24 protein-coding genes and 3 pseudogenes are annotated in these 24,015 nt (G+C 68.6%); 14 read left to right on the plus strand and 13 right to left on the minus strand.

The window, feature by feature from the left end:
- Nucleotides 1-41 precede the first annotated feature (41 nt).
- A pseudogene (locus tag IPZ69_RS08740) lies at nt 42-697 on the minus strand (alpha/beta hydrolase); the annotation flags it as partial.
- Between the two features lie 595 nt (nt 698-1,292).
- Between IPZ69_RS08740 and IPZ69_RS08745 the strand changes: the two are divergent.
- Entirely contained in the window at nt 1,293-1,871 is a 579-nt protein-coding gene (locus tag IPZ69_RS08745) for a chloramphenicol phosphotransferase CPT family protein (RefSeq protein WP_235453441.1), read from the plus strand.
- Nucleotides 1,872-2,467: 596 nt separating this feature from the next.
- Nucleotides 2,468-2,836, plus strand: a complete 369-nt coding sequence (locus IPZ69_RS08750; protein WP_235453442.1) for a nuclear transport factor 2 family protein — start codon at nt 2,468-2,470, stop codon at nt 2,834-2,836.
- Nucleotides 2,837-3,166: 330 nt separating this feature from the next.
- Here IPZ69_RS08750 and IPZ69_RS08755 read toward each other — a convergent pair whose 3' ends face one another.
- The 3 genes and pseudogenes from IPZ69_RS08755 to IPZ69_RS46900 all read right to left on the minus strand — a co-directional run.
- Complete coding sequence (locus IPZ69_RS08755; protein WP_235453443.1) at nt 3,167-3,526, minus strand: hypothetical protein; 360 nt, start codon at nt 3,524-3,526, stop codon at nt 3,167-3,169.
- A gap of 368 nt (nt 3,527-3,894) precedes the next feature.
- Nucleotides 3,895-4,362, minus strand: coding sequence for an SAM-dependent methyltransferase (locus tag IPZ69_RS08760; RefSeq protein WP_235453444.1), 468 nt, complete (start codon nt 4,360-4,362; stop codon nt 3,895-3,897).
- 115 nt (nt 4,363-4,477) lie between these two features.
- Nucleotides 4,478-4,705, minus strand: a pseudogene (locus tag IPZ69_RS46900) (IS5/IS1182 family transposase); the annotation flags it as partial.
- A gap of 685 nt (nt 4,706-5,390) precedes the next feature.
- Between IPZ69_RS46900 and IPZ69_RS08770 the strand changes: the two are divergent.
- The 7 genes from IPZ69_RS08770 to IPZ69_RS08795 all read left to right on the plus strand — a co-directional run bounded on the left by IPZ69_RS08770 (nt 5,391) and on the right by IPZ69_RS08795 (nt 10,510).
- A complete protein-coding gene (locus IPZ69_RS08770; protein WP_235453445.1) occupies nt 5,391-6,440 on the plus strand; it encodes an LLM class flavin-dependent oxidoreductase in 1,050 nt (349 codons plus the stop codon).
- Nucleotides 6,433-7,464, plus strand: a complete 1,032-nt coding sequence (locus IPZ69_RS08775; RefSeq protein WP_235453446.1) for an LLM class flavin-dependent oxidoreductase — start codon at nt 6,433-6,435, stop codon at nt 7,462-7,464. Before IPZ69_RS08770 ends, IPZ69_RS08775 begins: the two co-directional genes overlap by 8 nt.
- Nucleotides 7,465-7,468: 4 nt before the next feature.
- Nucleotides 7,469-8,206, plus strand: a complete 738-nt coding sequence (locus IPZ69_RS08780; protein WP_235453447.1) for an NADPH-dependent F420 reductase — start codon at nt 7,469-7,471, stop codon at nt 8,204-8,206.
- A 635-nt stretch (nt 8,207-8,841) separates the two neighbouring features.
- A complete protein-coding gene (locus IPZ69_RS08785) occupies nt 8,842-9,006 on the plus strand; it encodes a hypothetical protein (RefSeq protein WP_235453448.1) in 165 nt (54 codons plus the stop codon).
- An 8-nt stretch (nt 9,007-9,014) separates the two neighbouring features.
- Entirely contained in the window at nt 9,015-9,710 is a 696-nt protein-coding gene (locus IPZ69_RS08790) for a hypothetical protein (protein WP_235453449.1), read from the plus strand.
- 280 nt (nt 9,711-9,990) lie between these two features.
- Nucleotides 9,991-10,113 carry a hypothetical protein gene (locus IPZ69_RS46905; RefSeq protein ID WP_268834385.1) on the plus strand — a complete coding sequence of 41 codons (123 nt, stop codon included), beginning with the start codon at nt 9,991-9,993 and terminating at the stop codon, nt 10,111-10,113.
- Between the two features lie 163 nt (nt 10,114-10,276).
- Nucleotides 10,277-10,510, plus strand: coding sequence for a hypothetical protein (locus IPZ69_RS08795; protein ID WP_235453450.1), 234 nt, complete (start codon nt 10,277-10,279; stop codon nt 10,508-10,510).
- A gap of 82 nt (nt 10,511-10,592) precedes the next feature.
- On the opposite strand, the gene IPZ69_RS08800 is transcribed toward IPZ69_RS08795, so the two are convergent.
- Complete coding sequence (locus tag IPZ69_RS08800; RefSeq protein WP_235453451.1) at nt 10,593-11,555, minus strand: DMT family transporter; 963 nt, start codon at nt 11,553-11,555, stop codon at nt 10,593-10,595.
- A 168-nt stretch (nt 11,556-11,723) separates the two neighbouring features.
- On the opposite strand from IPZ69_RS08800, the gene IPZ69_RS08805 reads away from it, so the two are divergent.
- Nucleotides 11,724-12,671, plus strand: coding sequence for a LysR family transcriptional regulator (locus tag IPZ69_RS08805; RefSeq protein WP_235453452.1), 948 nt, complete (start codon nt 11,724-11,726; stop codon nt 12,669-12,671).
- Between the two features lie 44 nt (nt 12,672-12,715).
- Here the strand turns inward: IPZ69_RS08805 and IPZ69_RS08810 are convergent, their stop codons facing one another.
- The 4 genes from IPZ69_RS08810 to IPZ69_RS08825 all read right to left on the minus strand — a co-directional run bounded on the left by IPZ69_RS08810 (nt 12,716) and on the right by IPZ69_RS08825 (nt 16,167).
- Complete coding sequence (locus IPZ69_RS08810) at nt 12,716-13,177, minus strand: MarR family winged helix-turn-helix transcriptional regulator (RefSeq protein WP_235453453.1); 462 nt, start codon at nt 13,175-13,177, stop codon at nt 12,716-12,718.
- A gap of 75 nt (nt 13,178-13,252) precedes the next feature.
- A complete protein-coding gene (locus IPZ69_RS08815) occupies nt 13,253-14,035 on the minus strand; it encodes a DUF899 family protein (RefSeq protein ID WP_235453454.1) in 783 nt (260 codons plus the stop codon).
- Nucleotides 14,036-14,355: 320 nt separating this feature from the next.
- Nucleotides 14,356-15,105 carry an SDR family oxidoreductase gene (locus IPZ69_RS08820; protein ID WP_235453455.1) on the minus strand — a complete coding sequence of 250 codons (750 nt, stop codon included), beginning with the start codon at nt 15,103-15,105 and terminating at the stop codon, nt 14,356-14,358.
- A gap of 156 nt (nt 15,106-15,261) precedes the next feature.
- Nucleotides 15,262-16,167, minus strand: a complete 906-nt coding sequence (locus tag IPZ69_RS08825; RefSeq protein WP_235453513.1) for an AraC family transcriptional regulator — start codon at nt 16,165-16,167, stop codon at nt 15,262-15,264.
- A gap of 267 nt (nt 16,168-16,434) precedes the next feature.
- On the opposite strand from IPZ69_RS08825, the gene IPZ69_RS08830 reads away from it, so the two are divergent.
- Nucleotides 16,435-17,412, plus strand: coding sequence for an alpha/beta hydrolase (locus IPZ69_RS08830; RefSeq protein ID WP_235453456.1), 978 nt, complete (start codon nt 16,435-16,437; stop codon nt 17,410-17,412).
- Nucleotides 17,413-17,557: 145 nt separating this feature from the next.
- Here IPZ69_RS08830 and IPZ69_RS08835 read toward each other — a convergent pair whose 3' ends face one another.
- Both IPZ69_RS08835 and IPZ69_RS08840 read right to left on the minus strand, forming a co-directional pair.
- Complete coding sequence (locus IPZ69_RS08835) at nt 17,558-19,879, minus strand: GH92 family glycosyl hydrolase (protein WP_235453457.1); 2,322 nt, start codon at nt 19,877-19,879, stop codon at nt 17,558-17,560.
- Nucleotides 19,880-20,002: 123 nt separating this feature from the next.
- Complete coding sequence (locus tag IPZ69_RS08840; RefSeq protein WP_235453458.1) at nt 20,003-20,794, minus strand: rhomboid-like protein; 792 nt, start codon at nt 20,792-20,794, stop codon at nt 20,003-20,005.
- A gap of 118 nt (nt 20,795-20,912) precedes the next feature.
- Here IPZ69_RS08840 and IPZ69_RS08845 point away from each other — a divergent pair.
- Both IPZ69_RS08845 and yczE read left to right on the plus strand, forming a co-directional pair.
- Nucleotides 20,913-21,449: pseudogene (locus IPZ69_RS08845) on the plus strand (lipid II flippase MurJ); the annotation flags it as partial.
- Nucleotides 21,450-21,631: 182 nt separating this feature from the next.
- Nucleotides 21,632-22,384 carry a membrane protein YczE gene (gene yczE / locus IPZ69_RS08850; protein ID WP_235453459.1) on the plus strand — a complete coding sequence of 251 codons (753 nt, stop codon included), beginning with the start codon at nt 21,632-21,634 and terminating at the stop codon, nt 22,382-22,384.
- 21 nt (nt 22,385-22,405) lie between these two features.
- Here yczE and IPZ69_RS08855 read toward each other — a convergent pair whose 3' ends face one another.
- Nucleotides 22,406-22,807, minus strand: a complete 402-nt coding sequence (locus IPZ69_RS08855; RefSeq protein WP_235453460.1) for a DUF2867 domain-containing protein — start codon at nt 22,805-22,807, stop codon at nt 22,406-22,408.
- Between the two features lie 44 nt (nt 22,808-22,851).
- Between IPZ69_RS08855 and IPZ69_RS08860 the strand changes: the two genes are divergently transcribed.
- Nucleotides 22,852-23,442 carry a TetR/AcrR family transcriptional regulator gene (locus IPZ69_RS08860; protein WP_235453461.1) on the plus strand — a complete coding sequence of 197 codons (591 nt, stop codon included), beginning with the start codon at nt 22,852-22,854 and terminating at the stop codon, nt 23,440-23,442.
- Between the two features lie 70 nt (nt 23,443-23,512).
- Here IPZ69_RS08860 and IPZ69_RS08865 read toward each other — a convergent pair whose 3' ends face one another.
- On the minus strand, nt 23,513-23,794 hold the full coding sequence (locus IPZ69_RS08865; protein WP_235453462.1) for a hypothetical protein: 282 nt from the start codon (nt 23,792-23,794) through the stop codon (nt 23,513-23,515).
- Nucleotides 23,795-24,015 lie beyond the last annotated feature (221 nt).

Consider the following 24,015-nt stretch of genomic DNA (forward strand, 5'->3'; position numbering starts at 1 on the left):
AGACCGTTGCCCGCACCCGCGATCTCGCCCCCACGCCGGATTCAGGGGTGCAGTGCGCGTTGCAGTGCCTCGATGGCGAGTGTGCGGGCGACTGTTGTCGCCTTGGAGTCGCGGAGGCTGTCGAGCATCAGGAAGTCGTGGACCATTCCCAGGACTCGGACCGCGGTGACGTCCACTCCTGCCTCGCGGAGCTTGGCCGCGTAGGCCTCGCCCTCGTCACGCAGTACGTCGGCCTCGTCGGTGATGACCAAAGTGGTGGGAAGACCACGGAGTTGCTCGATGCCGGCGCGCAGCGGCGAGGCATAGATTTCGGTGCGCTGCTTGGGGTCCGAGGTGTAGGCGTCCCAGAACCACTTCATCCCGTCGCGAGTGAGGTAGTAGCCGTCGGCGAACTGCTGGTAGGACGGGGTGTCGAAGCCGGCGTCGGTGACGGGGTACAGGAGTACCTGGGCGGACAGTCGCACATCTCCGCGTTCCTTGGCCATCAGCGCGAAGACCGCCGACATGTTGCCGCCCACCGAATCGCCGCAGATCGCTATCCGAGAGGCATCGAGGTTCTGTTCCCCGCCGTTTTGGAGGATCCACTTTCCGACCGCGTAGTTCTGCTCGATCTGAGTCGGGTACTTCGCCTCGGGGCCCTGTCGTAGACGGGGAAGACCACCGCGGCGCCCGCTCCGACCGCCAGTTCGCGGACCAGCCACTACGAGTGACCGTGCCCCCGGCGTGCCCGATGAGGGGGGCAAGTGGCGGAGAACAGGCGGACGTCGGCCCGCGCCCGGAGAGCGTGCAGGTCAGCGGTCCTCCAGGTATGCGCCCGTCCGCACGTGCGATCTTCCAAACTGGTGGGGTTCCGGGATCGCAACCGCACTTGATTGGATAGTTGAGACTCCGCCGACACCAGCGGCACGCGCCCATGTCTTGTCCGTCTTCAGGACTCGTCGCAGGCGTCACGTTGACGCTGAAGGCTTACCTCATGCTCAGCAATCCACTCAGGCGGTGCTTCGAGTCCCAAGGCCACCGTCAACCTGTCTGGATCGTGTACCGAGATGGAGAGCTAGCCGTCTTCGTGTGGGTGAAAGTACAGCTCCAGCCCTCGGGTTGAACGCGGCCAGCCGGCGTCTTCACCAGCACTGAGGCGCTTCAGCGCTTGCTCCCACTCCTCTTGGCCGATCATGCATCCAGAGGCTCTCCTGAGCTCGATCACACTCCATACTTGGCCCTGCGAGTCTCCCGGGCCGTCGGGATCCAGTGGAGATCCGAACGCGGTGCCGACGACATGTGATCATGACGCCATGTCATCTGGCCGGATCATCTTCCTCAACGGCACCTCCAGCTCAGGGAAGTCGAGCATCGCCCGGGAGCTGCTGGACATCCTGGACGATGGCGTCTTCTTTCACTTGGCGGTCGACGGCTTCAACGCGATGCGCACCAAGCGGGTGCTGGAAGCGGACGAACTCGACGCCGCACTGCGGCGGACCAGGATGGGCTTCCACCGCTCGATCGCGGCCATGGCCGAGGCCGGCAACGACGTGGTGGTCGACCACGTGCTGAGCGAACCGTGGCGGTTGCTCGATTGCCTGACGGTGCTGCAGCCCGAGAATGTGCTGTTCGTGGGCGTGCACTGCCCGCTGGACGAGCTGGCCCGCCGCGAGCTGGCCCGCGGCGACCGCCCGCCGGGGCTCGCGGCGCACCAGTACGACCTGGTTCACAGCCACGGTGACTACGACCTGGAGTGCGACACAGGCGCCGCAAGCCCACGCGCATGCGCGCAGCAGATCAAGGAGTTCCTCCCATGCCGCCCCAGTCCCACCGCCTTCACTCGCCTCCGCCGAGACTACCTGGCGGGTAGTCAGGAATCGGTAACGGCGTGAGGCGCACATGTTCCGACGTGCCGGTCTGGTCGCGGCTGACCTCAGAGCCCCGAGCCTGATCCGTGCGGGCTGGGCATTGAAGACTCGCATCTACGGTTGGAATGTCCGCTGCGGGAAGCGCGGGCCGTGGGGGCAGGCGCCGCGGGACGGACCGTTGGGTGCCGCCACGCATCACGCTGTGGCCGCTCCACCATCGGCCAGACCAGGCAGGAGCACGGCGTGGCGGGACAGCTCCGGCATCGACGTGTCGTCCCCCGGGCTGTGCCGCCACGGCTGGCGCGCCCCAGTCGACGGGCTGGGGCAGCCGAGGCACGGCGGCGGAGCCCTCCGGGCCGGCGGCCGAGTCAGCAGACCGCGGCCCTGGCTTCGGCACGGCAGAAGTGAACACTGGGCCGCGCCGCAGTCCTCGGCGCCTCACCATATCCGGAGTTGGTGGGCCGTCTTGTCGGCAAGGCTCTCATTACCTGGGCGGTAATCGCGTGGCTGGGCAGGGCGCGGCATGGTGAGGTCATCGGGTTTCGGGCCGGCGCACTCCGACTCGCACCCGCGCCAACTGACCTGAATAGCAGGCCACTTCACTGGATGGAGAGTCCGTCATGTCGATCTACGCTGCTGCTGTTGCCCGTTACTTCGAGGCGTGGAACGCCACCAGCGCCGACGCGCTCGCCAAGGCGGTTGCCGCGGCGTGGTCCGAGGACGGTACCTACACCGACCCGTTGGCCGACGTGCGTGGCCACGAGCAGATCGCCTCGGTCATCGCGGCCGCGCACGAGCAGTTCCCCGGCTTCGAGTTCAAGCTGGCTGGTGACGTCGAGGGCAACCATCTCATCGCCCGTTTCAGCTGGGAGCTCGTGTCCACCGCCGATGGCTCTGCGCCGGTCGCCGGCTCGGACGTGGTCACCCTTGCCGAAGACGGCCGGATCACCTCCGTCCTCGGTTTCCTCGACCGGCTCCCTGAGGCATGAATCTTCGCCCGAGCGGAGATCGACAAGGGCCCGCCCTCCGGTCGCCCATGGTAGCCCCGGGACCGGGAGGACCGGCGCCTGATTGACCAGCAGCCACACATCGCGCAGGGCGGGCAACCGACTATCCGGCGGCCCGCCCCATGGCGTTTGGCCACGCTGCCCACTCCAACCCGAGGTCGGTGAGCTGCTGAAGCTTGTCGGCGGCGAACTCGGCACGGCTCTTGGCTTTCGGTAGGAACACCAAGGACCGCCTTCGCGGGCTCTGGGGGCCTTCACGGAGACCGTGCCGGACCCTGCGCACCAAGAGCTGTGCAGCCCAGGGGCGCCCGATTACGGCCTGTTGAAGGTCAGGCAGTTCAAGTGGTTGCGCAGGTCGTCCAGGCAGATGTACAGGAAGTCCGCCCCGCCGACGACGTCTGCGGGGACGGCCACGGAGATGGCAATCGACTTGCCGCACACGGGCTTGGTAGTACGTTCGCTCAGCCGGGTGGTGTTGGGGCCACCGTCGGATCGGTAGGCCGCGACATAGGTCAGGCGGCAGCTTGATGTACTGACCGACTTTTGCTCCCCGGTGAGCTGAACCGACCTGTTGTACCAGGTCAGGGTCCCCTTGGTGTAGGTCTGGCCGAAGGGGACCGCGTACTCACTCGTCGGGTAGGTGGCGGCATTCGAGTGCCCGACGGGCAACAAGGATAGGACCGCGGTTGCCAGTCCCAGAGAGGCGACGCGTCTTGTGGCAGAAAAGGCCATGAGTACTCCGTGAGTTGAGAAAGAGCCCGGCCGGGCTCGGACCCAGTGTTCCTGTTGACGGACCTGTGTTGCGGGCGTCTGAGGGAAGATCTGCCGATGGTCGATGAACTCCTCGTCCAGGGTGGGCAGTTCACTGGCGTGGAAGGCCTGCGCGTGGTCCCGGTCCACGCGTACGGCAGGCGGGACGCCGGCTGCGGGAGATCTTCCAGGACGTGGCGCCGGAGCCGCCGGTGCGGGTACAAGGCGGCGGTCGGCGGCGGTGTGATGACCGCGCTGTGCTGTGCAGCGATCACCTTTGTCGCCACGTCTTACGGCTGGAAGTACTCCGACATCAGGCGGCTGACCCATTCGGGCTGCTTGATGTTCACCGGGCGGAACTCCTCCATCGTCGGCTTCAGGTCGATGACCGGGGTCCCCGAGACGGCGTCGAGGCCCATCACCGTCAGTTCGCGGCCGTGGACGGACTCGATGGCGCAGGACGTTACCCCGATGCGGTTCGGCCTACGGGGGCCGCGGCCGGCGAAGACGCCAACGGGCGGGAGGTCGGAGCGGCCGCGGTAGGGGCGGGGTTCGCGGTAGTCGTCGCGTTCCGGAAACTGGTCGAAGATGAAGAGCACCTCCACGTGGGAGAAGCCCTCCAGACCCTGGAGGCAGGCCTCGCCGAAGCGCTCGTCGATGGTGATCGTGCTGCGGACGGCACCCCAGTTGTCGGTGTGCTGGACGTCCGTCCGGTTGTTCCGGACCGTGCCTATCGGTGTGATCTCGAAGCTCGGCATGGCCAGAGGTTATCCCCGCCGCACCCTGTCGGCATCGAGGCGATCGGCTCCGCCGTAGACCAGGTCCTGACCCGTCGGCAGGCCCGCGTCCAACAAGGATGGTGCACCGGCGATCTCAGATGAGGCTGATGGCGATGGAGATAGCGACGGCGATAACGGCGGCGATAACGACGGAGGCGAGGAAGCGCTCGTAGCGGCGGTGCAGTCGGCGGCAGCCGTTCAGCCAGGACACGGTGCGATCGACTACCCAGCGCTGTCGGCCCAGGCTGCCCGAGTTCTCCAAGCCGTGCCCGGCGATGCTCGGAACGATCTGTCGCGTGCACAGCCAGCTGCGCAGATGTCGGTCCCGTCAGGTGCCCCCTCGGTGGCAGCTACCGGCAGGCACAGCCCCACGCGGCCGTGAAGGTGATCGCTGTCGGCACAGCTCGGCCATCGCACCGCCACCAGCGGCCACTGCCACCGCCACCTCGTACTCGCCTCCACGGGCGGCTCCGGCGCCACGCTCTGGAAGATCACCCGCAACCCGTCCGGCACCGACCGCTCAACGAGTGCCGCATCTGATACGGCAACCACGACCATCCACCTCGCGCGCTGTGCGGCCGCCGATTCCGTCGATGCCGCCGATTCCGGCGGTCGAAACCCCGCCGAGATCCGCCCGGATGCCGTGCCACGACCTCGTCCGGCAGGCTTCCGCACCCCCGGCCGTGAGATCTACCTCCCCGGTCCCTCGACGGACCCTCGGCCCGTGACGCCTACCTCGTGCCACGCCAGTGCTAGCTCCGCGCATACCGTGATCTGCTGCGCGAGCCGCCGGCTGAGCTGCCAACCGATGCGGGCCCCCGGTCCGGAGGGTTCGGAGGCGCGCCCTCGCCCCCGCTGCGCACAGCGCCAGGAGCGCGGCGTGTTTGCCCGGTAACAGGGAGCCACCCCCCTTAGTTGACACGTCAATCTCCCTGGCGTAACTATTTGACGCGTCAATCAAAATGCGGGCGCGGTACCGGACGTCCCGGGTGCCAGAGGAGGAGTCCATGACGGCCACAACGTTCGAATTGGGGCTGAACTCGTTCGGAGAGGTCGCCACCGACGGCGGCCGGACGCTGAGCGATGCCGAGACCGTCCGTCTGTTGATCGAGGAAGCCAAGCTCGCCGAAGCCGTGGGGCTCGACACGTTCAGCGTCGGCGAGCACTACCGTGCGGGCCACAACGACAGCGCCACCCCCGTCCTGCTCGCCGCGATCGCCACCGCGACGGAACGCATCCGGCTCGGCACCTCCGTGACCGTGCTGAGCACCAACGACCCCGTGCGGCTCTACCACGAGTTCTCCACGCTGGACGCCGCCTCGAACGGCCGCGCCCAGCTCGTACTGGGGCGGGCATCGGCCACTGAGTCGTTCCCGCTGTTCGGCTACGACCTCGCCGACTACGAGGAACTGTTCGAGGAGAAGCTCGACCTGTTCATGCGCCTCCAGCGCGAGGAGACGGTGACCTGGTCGGGACGCTTCCGGCCGCCGCTCGTCGAGCGGCGGCTGCGTCCCCGGATGCCGGTCGGCGGCATACCCACCTGGATCGGCGTGGGCGGCAGCCCGAACTCCGTGGTCCGCGCCGCCCGTTACGGCCTGCCGCTCATGCTGGCCATCATCGGTGGACGCCCCGAGCGCTTCGCCGGCCACGTCGAGCTCTACCACCGGACGCTCGAACAGTTCGGGCACGCGAGGCAACCCGTCGCCCAGCACTCGCTGGGGCTCATCGCCGAAAGCGACGAGGAGGCGATCGAGACCTGGTGGCGGTACTGGCAACCGGTCGTCGCCGCTCTCGCGGAGGAGCGCGGGTTCTACAAGCCGACCCGCGAGCGCTACCTGTCCGAAGTGGGCAAGGGCGCGCTGTTCGTCGGCTCCCCGGAGACCGTCGCGCGCAAGATCGCGACGGTGGCCCGCGATCTGCACCTCACTCGCTTCGACCTCAAGTACGACGTCATGAACCTCCCCCGCGACGCCCGGGCCCGCACGATCGAGTTGCTGGGCCGCGAAGTCGCCCCGCGGGTGAGGGAACTGCTCGCGAAGGAGCCGGCCCATGTCTGATCTCGTCTTCGGTCTCGACACGTTCGGCGATGTCCCGCAGGACGACGCGGGCAACCTGGTCTCCGACGCACGGGCCATCCGGCAGGTGCTCGAAGAGGCCGTTCTCGCGGAGCAGATCGGTGTCGACGTCCTTGCCCTCGGCGAACACCACCGCCCGGAGTTCGCGATCTCCAGTCCGGAGACCGTCCTCGCCGGCATTGCCACGCGCACCAGCCGCATCCGGCTCTCGTCCGGTGTGACCGTGCTGAGCTCGGACGATCCGGTCCGCGTGTTCCAGCGGTTCTCGACGGTGGACGCGCTCTCGAACGGCCGGGCCGAGGTCATCCTCGGGCGCGGCTCCTTCACCGAGTCGTTCCCGCTCTTCGGATACGACCTGGCCGACTACGACGTGCTGTTCGAGGAGAAGATCGAGCTCTTCGCCAAGCTGCTGGAGGAGAAGCCCGTCACCTGGAGCGGCACCAAGCGGGCGCCGCTCGACGACGCCGACGTCTTCCCCAAGACCGAGTCCGGGCACCTGAGCACCTGGGTCGGTGTGGGCGGCTCACCCCAGTCGGTCATCCGCACCGCGTACTACGGGTTCCCTCTCATGATCGCCATCATCGGCGGCAGCCCGGAGCGCTTCGCGCCCTACATCGACCTCTACCAGCGAGCCACCGACAAGTTCGGCACGACCGCTCACCCGGTCGGAATGCACTCGCCCGGCTTCATCGCCCCCACGGACGAGGAGGCCCGGGAACTGCACTGGCCGCACTACAAGGTCATCCGTGACCGCATCGGCGCGTTGCGGGGCTGGCCGCCGGTCAGTAAGGACGAGTACGAGGCCGAGATCGAGCACGGCTCGCTCTACATCGGCTCGCCCGCGACGGTCGCCCGCAAGATGGCCCGCGTCATCAAGGCGCTCGGCGTCGGCCGTTTCGACCTCATCTACACCACGGGGGCACAGTCGATCAGCGCCCGCCTGCGCGCTGTCGAGCTGTACGGCACCAAGGTGCTCCCGATGGTCCGCGACATCCTCGCAGGCTGACGCCATGAACGGAGCAGAAATGGACATCACCGCCGCCGCTACCGTGCGCACGGTCGGCATCTTGGGTGCGGGGAAGGTCGGCACCGTGCTGGCGCGTCTGGCCCTGGCGGCCGGCAATCGCGTGGTCATCGCCGGATCGGGCGAGCCCGCCAAGATCGCACTCACCATCGACGTCCTCACGCCCGGCGCCGTCCCGGTGACCGCAGCGGAGGCCGCGGAGGCCGATGTCGTCGTCCTGGCGCTCCCGCTCGGCAAGTACCGCACGATTCCGGCCGAGGCGCTACGGGGCAAGCTCGTCATCGACGCCATGAACTACTGGTGGGAGGTCGACGGCATCCGCGATGACCTGACCGACCCACTCACCTCTTCGAGCGAGATCGTGCAGGCGTATCTGTCCGGGGCGCGGGTGGTCAAGGCGTTCAACCACATGGGCTACCACGATCTTGAGGACGGCGCCGAGCCCGCGGGGGCATCGGGACGCAAGGCGATCGCGATCGCCGGTGACGACCCGGACGACCTCGCCACCGTCGCGCGCCTCGTCAACGCGTTCGGCTTCGACCCCGTCATGGCAGGTCCCCTCGCCGAAGGAGTACGGCTCGAACCGGGCACCGAGCCTTTCGGCGCCAATGTCAGCGCCGGGGAGCTGCGCGCGATGCTCCTCCGCTTCCCGGAATCGGCGCGCGGACGGGCCGTGATCAGCGCGAGGGCCGCCGCCTCGGGGCCCAGCGACCAAGCAGCCTGACCGACCAACCCTGCGCTTGGCTGTCGGCAGGCGGCCGAAGGCCCGCGGGCTCAGCCCGGCGAACGAGGCTGTCCAGAACGCTTCCACGCCGTGACCACATCAGCTATGAGCAGGATCGTCCCACTGCAAGTGACAACAGGAGGCCGGGAGTTCAGGCGACCGATGCCCGGAAGGGGTCGGTGGGGAGGATCTCCGCCTCGTCGAAGATCTGCTTGCATCACTCACCGCGCGATCGTCCCAGACCGCGATCGACCACCCCTACCGGGAAAGCGCGACGTCGCCGATGTCCACGGCCCTTCTTCCCGAGCCATAGGTACCCGTTGTACCCGCATTACTCGCGACCCTCTACCGGAGCCGCGCGGAGCCGCTTACGGTCGGTGGGTCGGGCGGACGCGCCCCGTGCTGTCGCATGCCCCTCGCCTCGCCTCGCTGAGGCCTCGTCATGGCTGCGGCAATGCCGTTGGGCCGAGGCCCGTCAGCGCACCGAGACCAGGTGGCGACGCCGGTCACTGTCCGCAGGACCACCTGCACGAGACGACCACCCGGAATTGCTTGACGCGTCAAGCATTAGCTATTGTTCAGTCATCAACTACATGGTTGATCGTTAAATTACGATGTCGATCGAGGTGTTCCCCATGGGAACTGACACCGCTGCCGCGACGGACACCGGCTTCACGTCGGCGGCCCCGGGCGTCGGACGACTCCTGGTGCCGCCAGTACGGCAGCGCCTGACCCCGTGCGCCGACCACAGCCGAACCGGCAACCACCGCACCGCCGTTGAACTCGGGCGGAACCGGTGAAGTCCGCGATGCACGCCTCAGGCACGTGGTCGATCGCCATGAAGCGGACGTTGCGCCACGCAGGCACGGGAGCGGCGGCGCTCGCCCTCCTCCACGCGGCCCTTGTGGCGCTCTTCCCGGGCGACCGCAACCACCTCGGCCTGCTGGAGACGGCGCATGCCTTCTCAAAGATCCACGGCATCGCCCCGTTGGCCCTGATGGCACCGACCCTGCTCTGGCTGGCCCACCGGCAGCCCGCGGCCTACGCTCGCGCGGCCATCGCGTTGCTGCTGTCCGTTACGGCCGGCCTCGTCTTCGCCAAATCCGCGGCCATGCGCGGGCTGCCCTCGCCCGAGGGGTCTGTCGTTCATGACTACGTCGCGCTGCCAGGAGCCCTCACGGGTTGGTACCTGCTGATGGCGCTGGCCTTGGCCGCCGCCCTCTCGGCCGTGCGGGCGGGCATCGCCGTGCTGGTGGTCGCCGTGTCCGCTGTCGCGACGTCCGTGCTGACCGCCGACGACCCTGTGTACGGCGCGGTGTGGGCCGCGGGTGTGCCTCTGGTGGCGTGGTACGCCGCTGGACGCGTCCAGCGGCCCAGGACACGTGGTCGCGGGGGTGCGGATGCCTGGGAGCCGGAGGGCCGGGTCGTGCCGTTCCCGCATGGTGACCGGGTGACGCGGCAACGGCCGGCCACCGCCTCCGTATCGCTGCGGAAGACGGGCTGACGACCGTGCACATCGATGGCTTCATCGAGGCGGCCGGCTGGTGGTCCTACGCCGTTGTGTTCGCCGCGACGGCCGGCGAGACCAGCGCCTTTATCTGGCTGTTGGTCCCCGGGGAGTCCGTCATCCTCCTCGCGTCCGCCATCGCGGGCCGAGGTGGGTCTTCGAAGTCGCGGCCCGCGGTGAGCAGCACTCACAAGTCGTTCAGCTCGCCGCCAACGACCTCTGGGAGACCTGCCGCCGCTCCACGGCCGTCCGGAACGACAAGGCCGGCCTCCAGCGGATGGGAGACCGCCGCTTCGCCGGCGTCGTCAGCCCCGCGCTGCCCCCGCACGACGTGATGCGTCTGCGTGGCTGCATCGAGGACGCGAACACATACCGCACGAGCGCGGTGGTTCTGGACTGACCCGTCGCCGCGACATGCGACGCCGTTGCCCTGCCGATGTCTTGGCCCCGGAACGGCCGACGGACCGGGCGCCTCGCCGACGTCGGCATTCCTCACACGACCTCACGACCCGTCCGAACTCCCCTGCATGAGCAGTGAACAACCCACCCTGGGAAGGGAAGCCATGACTACCTCCATCACCGACAGCCAGACCGACGACTTCTGGTCGGCGAGTTCCCTTGCCGACCCCGGCACCGGCCGGCACCGTGGCCGCATCGCCGAGGACGATCGCTGCCCGCGCGCGAACGAACCCTTCGTGGGGCATGGCCGGCACCGTGGAATCACTCTCATTCCCGCCGTTGAGCTCGCACCCGTCGAGACTTTCCCGCGGCCCGAGGAAGTACCGGACGGGCGGTGATCGACTCCTCCCGCGTCCGGTCGGCCGGGCGGGGCCTGATGGCTGGCCGGGCCCTGCCGACCGCGCGGCAAGCACCGCGGCCTCAAGGGTGAGGCAGTCGTCGGGGCACGCTGCTGCCTTCGACAACACGCTCCTGGGGCCGCGGCGTGGCCTGCGAGCGGTCCTCGCGGGGGGTGGCCGCGCGTGAGCCGTGGTTGATCAGCAGTACACCGCTGATGATGACCGCGCCGCCGGTCACTTCGAGCAGATGGGGAACCTCGGACAGCCACACGAACGAGACGACGAGTGCGACCGGCGGCACCAGGTACAGGGCGGCGGTGGAGACGGCGAGCGGCAGCCGCGCCACGGCATAGCCCCAGATCACGAATCCCACGGCGGAGGGCAGCAGGCCGAGGTACGCCACTGAGACGAGCGCTTCCGACGGGGCACCGGCGACCACCTCCAGCGTCGCTGGAAGCAGCGGCAGCGCGAAGACCATCCCTGCCACCATCGCGTACGTCGCGACCTCGACGCCGCTGTAATGGCGCAGGAGGGGTTTGGACACGCTGTGGTACACGCCCTGCACCACAGCGGCTGCCAGGACCACGAGCGCGCCGGGTGAGAATCCGGTGGAGCCGCCTCCGAGCGCGACGACCACGCACCCTCCGAGGGCCACACCGCTGCCGATGATCACGCGACGCGTCAGCGCTTCCGACAGGAACGCCCTGCCCAGCAGAAGGCTGAAGACGGGGGCGATGGCGATGAGCATGCTGGCGGTGCCGGCGGACACATGCACCTCGCCCCAGTTGAGCAGGACCTGGTAGGCGGTCATGCCGGTGGCCCCGGCGAGGGCGATCAACGGCAGGTCCCCGCGCCGCGGGCACCGGACGCCGAGGAAGGGCGCCACCGCTGTCAGGGCCACGGCGGCGATGGCCAGCCGGAGGAAGGACAACGCGGCCACGCCCAGGCCCTCGTCCGCGACACGGATGGCCGGAAAGGCCGAGGCCCAGAGGACGACGACCCCTGCCAGGGCGAGGAAGTTGCGAGTGCCGGTGCCTGAGCTCATGACAATCACGATGCTCAGCAAGATGACAAAGGTCCAGTTATTTGTTCTTGCGTGACAAGGAAGGGGTCCTTATGTATTTGATGAGGGAGTGACCTGGCCATCGACACGGCTGATCGTCGAAGCGTGGCTATGCTTGAATCGTCCAGGGGAAATGCGTAAGGAACGCTCATGCTTGATGTGAGGCGACTGCGAGTACTGCAGTACCTGGCCACCCACGGAACCGTCGCGGCCGCGGCGGAGGCGCTGTTTCTGACCGCACCCGCCATTTCCCAGCAGCTGGCCGCGCTGGAACGGGAGGTGGGGCTGCCCGTCGTGGAGCGGCGCGGGCGCACCCTGCATCTGACCCCTGTCGGTGAGTTGCTGGTGTCCCATGCCGAGATCGTGCTGAGCAACCTGGCAGCCGCGGAATCGGATCTGGAGGCCATTCGCGGGGGTGGCCGCGGCCTCGTACGCGTCACCGCCTTCGCGTCCGCGGCCCGCGCTCTGATCGCTCCGGTGTGGAAACAGATGCTGGATGCGGAGGAGGAAACCGCAGGCTCGTTGACGCTGGAATTCGTCGAGCAGGAGCCCGAGGCCGCCTTGGAGGCCCTGCGTCGGCGAGACGTCGACCTGGCCGTCGTCCACGGGTACACGGTCTTGCCGCGGGACTTTCCGAGTGGATGTGAGCAGACCAAGCTGCTTGAGGAGCCCGTCCTGCTCGCGCTGCATCCCGAACACGCCTCGCGCATGGGGTTGAAGCCGGGCGAATCCGTGGACCTGGCGCGCCTTTCCGACAGTGTCTGGCTCACGCCCGCACCGGAGACGTCCTGCTACGAGATGATCCAGCGCGCCTGCGGCGCGGCCGGTTTCGTGCCGACCGTCCGCTCCCGCAGCAGCGACTTCTCCGTGCTCGCGTCGCTGGTTGCCGCGGGCGCCGGAGCGGCCCTCCTTCCCCGGATGACCCTCCCGGACACGCTGCCCGGGCCGATCAGCCTGCACCGTCTCCTTCACCCGGTGACCCGCACGGTCTACTCGGTCACCCCGAGCGGCACGTCCCGGCGACCCGACATCCGTCACCTCCAGGAACTGCTGCACCAGGCTGCCGAGACGGCCGTCCTGCGGACGCAGCCGATCTGAGGGCGCCCGACGAAGGACTCCACGCCGTAACGTGCGCCTCGGCCTCAGCATGCCTTCGCGATGTTCCGCAGCGCGGCGGTGAGTTGGGTGAGGTCATGACCGGCGAGGTCGTCCAGCATGCGCCGCCGCACGCTGGCCAGGTGGGCGGGCCAGGCTTCGCGGAGGCGGGCGAGCCCGCTGTCGGTGAGGACCGCGTTCCAGCCGCGCAGATCCTCGGTGCACCGGACGCGCTCGACGTACCCCTCCTTCTCAAGGCGGATGACGACTCGGGTCATCCCGCTGAGCGTGAGGGTGCAGGCCTCCGCGAGTTCACTCATCCGCATCTGACGGTCGGGCGCCTCTGACAGGAACATCAGGGGGGTGTACTCGGAGAGCCGCAACCCTCCGTCACGGATCATGTCCGCGTCGACCGCGCGCGGCAGCGCCATCATGACTTCGCCCAGCGCACGCACGAGCGCCTCTTCGGTGGCGTCCAAGGGGCGGAGGCCCTGCTCTGGAAGGTGCATGCCTCACACTCTATCTCCTTGATGCGTCAATCAAATAGTCGTTCTCTTGAGGAGCGCTTGCGTCAACAAGGCGAATCAGTGGTGGTGGCCGCTCCGGCCGAGGGTCTCCACGGGGGTCGCGCCGGGGCGGGTCCACTGCGGTACGGGGCGGCTGGTCGGGCCCCAGGTGGCGTTCCCGTCCGCGTCCGAGCGCCAGGACCAGCACGCGTTGCGCCCCTCGGGCCAGCCCTCGGGGCTGTCCTCCCACGCCTCGCCGCGGCCGTACGGCGTCATGTCGAGCAGTCCGAGGGATCCGTTGACCCGCTCATTGCCACGCCCTGTCGTGGAGTAGGTGAGGAACGCGCGGTCGCCGTCGCGCAGGAAGCAGGTGATGTGACCCATGTGGCCGCCGACCGGCGCGTCCACGTCGCGTACCGAGTACCAGGGCTGGGTGTAGCCCATGAACTCGACGTAGGAAGCCACCTCGTCCCAACGGCCCGTGGTCAGGAAGGCGAACGAGACACCCCGGGCGTTGAGGTAGACCGCGTCCTTCAGGTGCCAGGCCGTGGTGGTGCAGCCCTCGCACTGCCCCTGGTGCGGCGCGCCGTCGTGCCACATGTGCTTGTAGACCACGAGTTCGTCGCGGCCCTGGAACAGGTCCAGGAACGGGACCGGGCCGTCAGGCCCGACGACCTCGACCGTCCCGTCGAACTCCACCATCGGCAGCCGGCGGCGGGCCGCGGCGAGGGCGTCGCCCTCGCGGGTGTGCGCCTTCTCGCGGACCAGAAGCTCGTCACGGGCCGCCTGCCAGGTGGCCAGGTCGACGACAGGCGGGCGGCCGGGCAGCGCGGTGGTCGGATCGTGCGGCGTGGTCGTCATGGTGTCCTCCGTGGCGTCTCGTGTCGGTCAGCGTCCTACACCGTCCTACGACGGTCACCAGAACAGACTCGCGACCCGCCCGGAACTCATCGCGGCAGCGGGCGCCCCGGCCGAGCCCGCACGGACCATGTCGGGCTGACAAGTTCACGGACGGCACCCCGGCACCGGCGGGGACGAGGACGATTCAAGCGGCGCCTGCCCGCATCGCCCCAGGTGTGGAATCAGGGTTGTCGGACGTCATCGGACAGCGAGTCGGCCCCGCGCATGTACGCGGGGCCGGCTGTTGGCGTCGGTACGGCGTCATCTCGCCCGCTGATGGGTCACTTCGCCTGAGCGAGCCAGACCGCGTCGGCGCCGGCCGGGAACCGCAGCTGGCCGGTCGTGTCGTGCACGGCTCGCCACACCGCCTCGGCCACGTCGCTTTCCCTGGTGTACAGCTCCTGGCCCATGAAGTCGTCCATGGCCCTGCTCGCCCACGGCACGTAGGGCGCCGGGACCAGCTCGTCCAGCGAGGCGCCGTTCGTCGCCCTGGCCGCGAAGTTCGTCGTCAGGCAGGCGCCCGGCTCGACCGTCTTGGCCCGCACACCGAACGGAGCGAGTTCGAGCGCGAGGGACGCGGTGAAGCCCTCGACGGCCATCTTGCTCGCCTTGTACACGGCCGAGAGCGGCATGTGTCCCAGCACCACGCTGGAGGTCACGTTGACCACCACGCCGCTGCCGCGCTCGCGGAACTGGGGGAGTACCGCCTGGGTCGTCGCCATCACGCCGAAGGTGTTGGTGTCGAAGACCTCCCGTACCCGGGCCATGGGGGTGCCCTCGAACACGCTGATCGAGGGCACGCCCGCGTTGTTGACCAGGGCGTCGACGGGGCCGGCCGCATCGACTGCGGCGGTGATGCTCTCCGGGTCGGTCACGTCGAGTCCGACGACGCGCAGCCGGTCCGAGGCGGGCAGGACGTCCGGACGCGGGGTGCGCATCGTGGCGATGACGTTCCACCCCTGCGCGTGGAAGTGAAGCGCTGTCGCCCGCCCGTATCCGGATGACGTACCGGTGATCAGAACTGTCTTCATAGTGATCCTCGCGATGTGGTGGGATCCACGGAACGGACAGACATTTTCCTGCTCCGTGGAGGAATCAGTGATCCCAGTAAATCGCCCTGACCTGCTGAAATAGTAGAACTATCCTCGCTCCTTCTTGCACGATCCTCCAACGCGCTCCGGGCTTGTTCAGGGCAAGACCGTCACGGGGGCCGGGGTGGCGCCGCGCAGGCGGGCAGCGTCCCGGCTCGGCGGCGCGCCGAACTGGCGGCGGTACTCCCGGCTGAACTGCGAGGGATTGTCATAGCCGACGCGCTGGCCGACCCCGGTGACGTCGCCGGGGTGGGTGGCGAGCAGCAGCCGGGCCTCCTGCAGCCGGATCTGCTTCTGGAACTGGATGGGGCTCATCGCGGTCACCGCCTGGAAGTTGCGGTAGAAGGCGGAGACGCTCATGCCGGACATGCGTGCCACGTCCTCGACGCGGAAGGACTGCGCGTAGTGCTCGCGGATCCACCGCACGGCCCGGGACACGTGGCTGAGGCCGCTGTCGGCCAGGCCGAGCTCGCGTACCGTCGCACCCTGCTCGCCGGTGATCAGGCGCCACAGGATCTCGCGCTTGACCAGCGGCGCGAGCACGGCCCGGTCGCGGGGTTCGTCGAGCAGACGCAGCAGCCGGACCACCGCGTCGAGCAGCGCGGTCGAAGCGTCGCTGACGGCGATCCCCGACGGAACGCCTCCGCCGACACGGGGGAGGTCGCCGGGACCGGCCTGCAGCAGCAGTTCGGCGACGGCGGACGGTTCCAGGGTGAGACCGAAGCCGAGAGCCGGCTGCTCGGGATCGGCCTGGGTGAACTGCCCCGTGACGGGCAGGTCGACGGAGGCGACCAGGTACTGGCCGGGCCCGTACTCGTAGACCCTCTCGCCCAGAGCGAGGCGTTTGGCGCCCTGGGCGATGACCGCCAGCACCGTGCCCGACATGGAGGGCGCCGGCGGATCCGGGCGGTCCACCTTCGAGATGAGGACGCCATCGATCGCGGTGGTCCAGTCGGGCCGGGCATGCCGGTCCAGCAGGGTGCGGAGCTCTTCGAGGCACATGCCGTTCATTGCAGCACCCTTCCCTGGCTGGGCTCCCACGACAGAGAGGATCGTGCAAGTACGGGCGAGCATCATTCTAACGTTTTCGCAGGTCAGGCCGCTTGAATGGAATCACTTCCCGACCCCGACCCCGACTACGTCCCGGTCCGCGGCAACGCCGCCTTCTGAACCTCGATTCGATCCGCGCCCTTCTGTCGTCCTCGGCGTCGGCCGACACCCCCGTCCTCGCCCCACCGTCCAGCAGCACCCCATGAAAGGACCGCGACCATGACCACGGCCCGCCCCGCCCTGGACCCACAACTGCGTGAACTGCTGGCGGACATGCCCCTCATGTCCCAGCTCACCCCGGAAGTACTCGCCCACCTGCGTCAACTCCCCTCGACGCCCGTCGAGCCACCACTCGCACAGCGGCAGGTCGACCGGCGCGAGTTCACCGTTCCGACCAAGGACGGTGCGCAGCTCCGCCTCTCGGTCTTCAGTCCCGCGTGCACCGACCGCACCACCACAGCCGCTGCCGCACCCTGCATCTACTGGATCCACGGCGGGGGGATGGTCATGGGAGACCGCTTCTCGCAGATCGACATCCCGCTGGAGTGGCTCGACGAGTTCGGCGCGGTCGTCGTCTCCGTGGACTACCGGCTCGCACCGGAGGCCACCGGCACCACCCTCGTCGACGACTGCTACCAAGGTCTCCTCTGGACCGCCGAACACGCCGCCGAACTGGGCATCGACCCCGCCCGGATCATCGCCGCCGGCGCCAGCGCGGGCGGCGGACTCGCCGCCGGCCTCACCCTGCTGGCACGCGACCTCGGCACCCCGGCGATTGCCGCACAGATGCTGATCTGCCCCATGCTCGACCACCGCAACACCAGCACCTCCAGCCGCCAGTACGCCGACGCGCCCGGCGTGTGGACCGGCGAGATGAACGCGTTCGGATGGCGCGCCGTCCTCGGCGACCTCACCGACGAGCAGATACCCCCGTACGTCTCACCCGCACTGGCCGCCGACCTCTCGGGCCTGCCGACCACCTACATCGACACCGGCTCCGCCGAAGTCTTCCGCGACGAGGACACCGACTACGCCACCCGCATCTGGGCGGTCGGCGGCCAGGCCGAACTCCACGTCTGGGCAGGCGGCTTCCACGGCTTCGACGCCCTGTTCCCGCGGGCGCCCATCTCGGCAACAGCCCGCCGAACCCGCACCGACTGGCTGGCCCGACTTCTGCTCCAGAACCGCGCCGCGTAATGCGGGCGACGGCGCAGGCGGCGAGCACACTGACTCGCCGCCTTGCCGGCGACCGGAGCCGGGAAGCGCAGTCGGACAACGGACACCAGCACGCTATGGCAATCGCTCACCCCTTGCAGGGACCGGAGCACACCTGGTGGCAGCGTCAGCGCAGTGGGGGCGGCCCGTCCTCGGCCCCCGTTCCCCATCCAGATGGATCGGTGCCCACCGTGAACGCGAGGGACTGTATATGCCGCAGCGCATCTGTCGTCAGATACGTTCGGCCGTACGGCGCGTTGTCGACCCGCGCCGACTGGATGTAGCGGCGGGCGTCCGAGGTGCCGGGTGCCGTCACCGTGAGCGCCCCGCGGGGGTAGTAGCGGCGGTCCAGCCGCAGGTCGACGCGTTCGAAGACGGGTGTGGACAGGCCCCAGGTGTCGTAGCCGGGCTGCACCGGGAAGATGCCGATCGAGGACAGCACGTTCCAGGCGGACATGGTGCCCAGGTCGTCGTTGCCGGTCATGCCGGTCGGGGCGTCCGTGAAGAGGGTCAGCGCGGCGTGCACGACATCGGTGGTCTTCCACGGCTGGCCGGTCGAGAGGTAGGTGTACGGGGCGATGAGGTCGGGCTCGTTCTGCGGGTTGTACTTGTCCGCGTTGTAGTAGTCGTACGGGCCGTTCACCCATACCTCGCGAGCCGTCTTCGCGGGGTCCCGCACCAACTGGTCGTAGGCGAAGAAGGAGTCCAGCCGGTCGTTGGCCGACTGCTTGCCGCCGATCAAACCGACCATCCCCGGCAGGTCCTGCGGTACGAGCCACTGGTACTGCCAGGCCGTGCCCTCGTGGAATCCCTCGCTGCGCGCCGGGTCCGCCGGGCCCGTGAAGGCGCCGGAGGCGTCGCGTGCGCGGAAGAAGCCGGTCGAGGTGTCAAAGATCTTCCGGTAGTTCTGGGCCCGGGCGGCGTAGCGTGACGCGTCGGCGTCGTGGCCGAGGTCGCCGGCCATCTGGGCGAGCATTGCGTCCGACAGCGCATACTCCAGAGTCGCGGACGCACCGTGGTCGTAGTCGGAGTCACCGGGTTTCACGTGCGGGCGGCCCTTGATGTAGGGCGCGAAGCCTCCCCCGATGTATTCATCGTTGGCCTCGCGGCCCACGGCCGGCGAGTCGGCGGGCGGCACTCCGTCGGCGTTTGTCTTCAGCGCGCGGTAGGCCCGTTCCTCGTAGCCCTTGAGCAGACCCTGCTGGTAGGCGTTGGTGAGGAACGGGGTCACCGGGTCGCCGGTCATGATGTTCGTCTCGACCGTGCCGTAGCCCCACTTCGGCAGCCAGCCGCTCTCCTCGTCGATCTTGATGACGGAGATCGCCATGTCCCGCGCCTCACGCGGTGCGAGCAGGGACAGGAGCTGGGACTGGGTGCGGTAGGTGTCCCACAGGGACCAGTTCTGGTAGTACGTGAAGCCCCGGGCGCGGTGGATCCTCTGGTCCCAGCCGGTGTATCGGCCGTCGGCGTCGCTCCCGATGTTGGGTGCCAGGAACGACCGGTACAGGGACGAGTAGAAGGTGCGGCGGAGCGTGTCGCTGCCACCCTGCGCACGTACGGTTTCGAGTCGGTCCTCCCAGGCGAGCCGCGCGGCGTCGCGAACCTGGTCGAAGGAACGGCCGCCCTCGGTGAGGAGGTTGACGGCCGCGCCGTGCGCGTCGACGTACGAGAGGGCCGTCGTCGCCTCGACGGTCCGGTCCTTGGTCGTGTCGAAGCGGACGTAGGCGCCGTCCCGGCCGGTGTCCGAGCCGTCGGTGACCGTGGAGCCGTTCCACGTGCCGTGGGCGGTGAACGGACGGTCGAAGCGGGTGATGGTGTAGACGGTGTACGGCTTGGTGTCCTGGCAGAAGCCGCTGCCGGTGATCGTGGTGCGCACGGTCCGGTTGTCGAGCACCTCGACCTTGGTGGAGACGTTGCGATGCAGTGACTGGCCGGCGTTCAGCAGGACGTTGGCCTTGTCGGTGGCCGGGAAGGTGTAGCGCTGCACGCCGGTGCGCGCGGTGGCCGTCAGTTCCGCGTCGATGCCGGTCTTCAACCCGACCTTGTAGTAGCCGGGGCTTGCCTTTTCCGTGTCGTGACTGAACTCGGCCTGGTACTTGGCGTAATCCGTCTGCGTGACCTCGCCGGTGGTCGGCAGCACCGGCAGGTCGCCGCCCAGGCCGCAGCCGACACCGGAGAGATGCACGAGGGAGAAGCCGCGGATGTGGTTCTGGGAGTAGTCGTAACCGGTGTTGTGTCCGGTGTCCGGCGAGAACTGCACCATCCCGAAGGGCACCGCCGCGCCGGGGTAGGTGTTCCCCTCGTTCTCGGTGCCGATGAACGGGTTGACGAGATCGGTGAGTTCGCCGTCCTCGGCGGCAGCCGCCTGGGACGCCACGGGCGCGATGAGTGCGGCGCCGAGGACCGCGAATGTCGCGAGCGCACTGCGTATGCGCTGAGTCCATCTCATGAGCGTCAGCTCCCTCTTGTAGACAACGTTGTCATGACGGTCGCTCATCCTTCAGGTCGCATGAGTGGCCGTCAAGAGGTTCATTGCCAAGGGGAGTTGGCAGAGCTTCGTGGTCGCTGGGGCTCAGTCGGCCGAGACCGTCTCCGCTTCGGCTGCCGGCGAAGTCGATTTCGAGGCACGGCCAGGGTCCTGCCCGATGCCGCGAGGAGTGGTGGGCGACCCGGAAGCCTGACCGCGTGGCCGCCTGAATGGGGGGACGGCCACCAGTCCGAAGCCGAGGAGCGCCGCGATCAGGTGGCCGACCGTGGTGAAGTCCGGCAGGGGCCCGGGCCACTCGGCACCGCCCAGGGGCCAGGCGAGCACGAAGGCCGCCCAGGGGAGGCGGGCACGCCGGGGCAGGGCGAGTGTGCCGACCGCCATCACGGCCTGGGCGCCGTAGCTGACCCCGTAGTCCGAAGCCTGCCGGACGGCCGCCGGATACCAGCCGTGCTGAAGTGCGACGGTGGCGACGACAGCGGTGAGCAGGGTGGCTGCGACATGCCCGCCGAGGAACACGGCCACGGCGCGCGGCTTGCCCCACCGGCTCTCCACCCAGGCCAGGAAGCAGCAGACGCCTAGGCCCAGAGTGATGAAGGTCCCTACGAATTCGAGTGAGGCGACATCCGTGAGCGTACCGTCGAAGAACAGCAGGCTGCCGAGCAGTGAGGCCGCTGGATGGTCATGCAGGTTGTCCAGGTTGGTGCTGACGTGGTTCAACAGGGTGGCCGCCCGCTCGGCCGACAGCCCGTAGCTGACCCAGGCGTGGCTGACGAGGAGTAGACAGACATAGGCGAGGGTCAGCGGCGCACGGCGCGGGTACGCACGGGCGGTACGGAGCAGGCGGCCCAAGTGGTCCCACGGGGACTGAGAGTTCATGCTGTGAGATTGTCCCGGTCGACCGACGCTGAGGAGTGGCAGGGTGCCGGTAGTCCGGCGTGTCGCAATCTGAGTCCAGCGATCACCGGTCCTGCGCTTGCAGGCGTATGCACACCTCGAACTGCGCGCCGACCTGTCCCGCGCGCTGCGGGTCAGCGGCGTCGTCATCGTCCCGGCCGCCGTCTTCTTCCTCGCCTTCGGCCCGCAGATCGCCCAGCTGCTGTTCGCGCACGGCGCCCCCAAGGCCCCCGCCACCGTGCCCCTGGGCCGCATGCTGCAAGCCTTCGGCCTGGGACTGATCCCGTTCTCCGCCCAATACCTCCTGCTGCGCGGTTTCTACGCCTACGACGACACCCGCACGCCGTTCCGCATGGCTCTGTGGATCAGCGGCATCAACATCGCTCTCGCCGCGGCCTGCCACCTCCTGTTCTCCCCGCGCTGGGCGGTCACGGGGATGGCCGCCGCCTACGCCCTGTCCTACGCGATCGGCCTGCTGCTGACCGCCCTGCGGCTGCGACGGCGCACGGAGGGGCTGCTGGACGGCCGACGGATCTGTCGCACCTACGCCAAGTTGACCGCAGCCGCCACTGCTGCCGGAGGCGTGGCGCGGATCCTGCGGATCGGCGAACTGCGTAGCCTGCCGGGGATGGGCTGAATCCGGCGCCAGTGGTCACGCTGGTGACCTGAGTCGCAGATGTGTCATACGGGCGATCGCCCGTCGCTCAGCTCTGCTGATGCATCAGTGGATCGATCAGGCGAGTTTTGTGCATTGGACGGATCGGTTCCGGGGTTCGTACGTTCCACGGCAAGCCGCCAACACCGCCCCGGAGGTCCGCCGTGAGCACCGACACCTCGCACCCTCATGGCCGCCCACCGGAAGCCATGACGGCCGCGGCGGCACCTGCCCCGCCCGTGCCGCTTCTCGCCTACGTCCCCCTTCGCGAGCGTCCGCTCAGACGCCTTCCCCAACTGATCGCCGGCCTCGCCCTCTACGGATTCAGCCTCTCGGTCATGGTTCGGGCCTCGCTGGGCGTCAACCCCTGGAGCGTTCTCAACGAGGGGGTGGAGAACCACACGCCCCTCAGCTTCGGCATGGTCAGCGCCGTCGTCGGAGCCTTCGTGCTCCTGCTGTGGATCCCGCTCCGGCAGCGACCGACACTCGGCACCGTCGCCAACGTGATCGTCCTGGCCTGCTCGTCGGATCTCGGCCTCGCACTGATCCCTCAGCACCTCGGGCTCCCGGTCCGGGCGTGTCTCCTGGCCGGAGGCATTCTCCTCAACGGGTTCTCCATCGCCGTCTACGTCGGCGCACGCTTCGGACCGGGCCCCCGAGACGGACTGATGACCGGAGTGTCCAGTGTCACCAAGGGCTCCATACGTGTCATCCGCACCTTGATCGAGATCGCCGTGCTCGTGGTGGGCCGGCTGCTCGGCGGAAGCGTGGGCGTGGGCACAGTGGTGTACGCACTGAGCGTCGGTGCCATCACCCAGTTCTTCCTGCCCCGGTTCGCCTACCGCAAAGACACCGACCCCGGGGCGCCCGGAACGCGCCGCGCTCCGCGCACGGATCCCGCCCAGGGTCTGCTGTGAAAGTGGATCGCGCTGCCCGTTCTACGCAGCCTTCTCCGCGGCGAGAGCGAGCCGGCGGTGGGTGCGTGCCATCATGGCGCGGGCCATGAAGGGGTGGATCCTTTTCACGACGCCCCAATAGAGCCTGGAGCGCAACGCGTTCGTCTGCACCGAGCTGCACAGGGTGACGTACTCGTCGTCGACGACGATCGAGGCCCAGGCGTCGAGGCCGGCCGTGCTCACCTCCATGAGCGCCTCGCCGTCCTGCTGCGCCGCGATGGGAAAGGCGTCACGCAGGATGCCCGTCCAGGCCGCCGGATCGCGTGGCATTCCGGGCCGCAGCTGCATCGCGTACGCGTCCTGGTAGTCGGGCCGGTCCACGGCTGTCCTGATCAGTCGGGCGCCCTCGGGAAACCCCACTGCTACGGGCCAGTTCTTGCCCATCGTGCACCTCCATACGCTGGCGTATGGAAACCGTACGGTAGCGTATGGTCATGGTGCAACGGCAGCAGAACAAGAAGGCCAGGCTCAGTGCCCGTGACTGGGCGGACGCCGCGCTCGCCGCCATTCGCGAAGGCGGCCTCGCGGCGGTGGCGGTCGAGCCGCTCGCTGCCCGCCTCGGTACCACGAAGGGCAGCTTCTACTGGCACTTCGGCAACCGCGAAGCACTGATCGAGGCCGCGCTCGCCCGCTGGATCGAGGCGGACACCGAAGAGATCATCGCTGCCGTGGAGACCGAGCCGGACCCGGAGCAGCGACTGCGCAGACTGTTCACCAAGGTCACCAAGCCCGCGGTCGCCGATCCGACCGAGCTCTCGCTGCTGGCCAGCATCGACCGTCCCCAGGTCGCCGCCGCGCTGCGGCAGGTCACCGAACGCCGGATCGGCTACCTGGCCGGGCTGTTCACGGAGCTCGGCTTCGCCGAGGACGAGGCACGGCGGCGCGGACTGATGGCGTACAGCTTCTATCTGGGACACACCCAGCTCGGCCACGCCGTTCCGTCGGTACTCCCGTCGTCCGAGGGCTTCCTTACGTACCTGGAGGCGACGATGGACGCGCTGCTCCGCCCGAAGTCCTGAGCTGCCGGTGGGGGAGTGGTCCGTGCCGGAGGCGCACTCGGCACGGACCGCCGGCACATCGTTTGGGCCGTCAGGGCGTCAGCGAGTTGGACGGCGGTCCCGACGGAAGCCCGTCGTCCGGGGGCGGCGTGTACCGCCACATGTCCGTCGGTGTGCTCAGCGGCGCGGGAGCGGGATCTGTGGGGTAGGCGAACGGCCCGGCATGGTTGTACATGAGCAGGAGCATGACTCCGACGAAGACGATGGTGATGATGATCAGGGCGAAGCCGATGGGGTTCTGCGGGTTGTACTGGTAGCGGTTCGTCCCCCACTCGCTTCGCTTGAATATCGGTTCGTTGTCATCGAAGCGCACACACGGGACCCTATGCGCCGGCACACCTTGTGCGAAGCCGTCGTCACCACCACCGCCCGCGGCCTTTCTCCTGGGTGCCGGAGGGCATCGTCCAGGGCTGCGCGGAAGGTCCGCTGGTCGTTTTCCGGTAGCGGCCCGTCCTTCGGGTGGAAGAAGCCCGTGGAGCCCCGCGGCAGTGTGAACGCTGCGTCCTTGTCTTCGGCCATGTTGCTCATTCTGCC

Source organism: Streptomyces olivochromogenes, assembly GCF_021538895.1.
Classification (GTDB): domain Bacteria; phylum Actinomycetota; class Actinomycetes; order Streptomycetales; family Streptomycetaceae; genus Streptomyces; species Streptomyces olivochromogenes_A.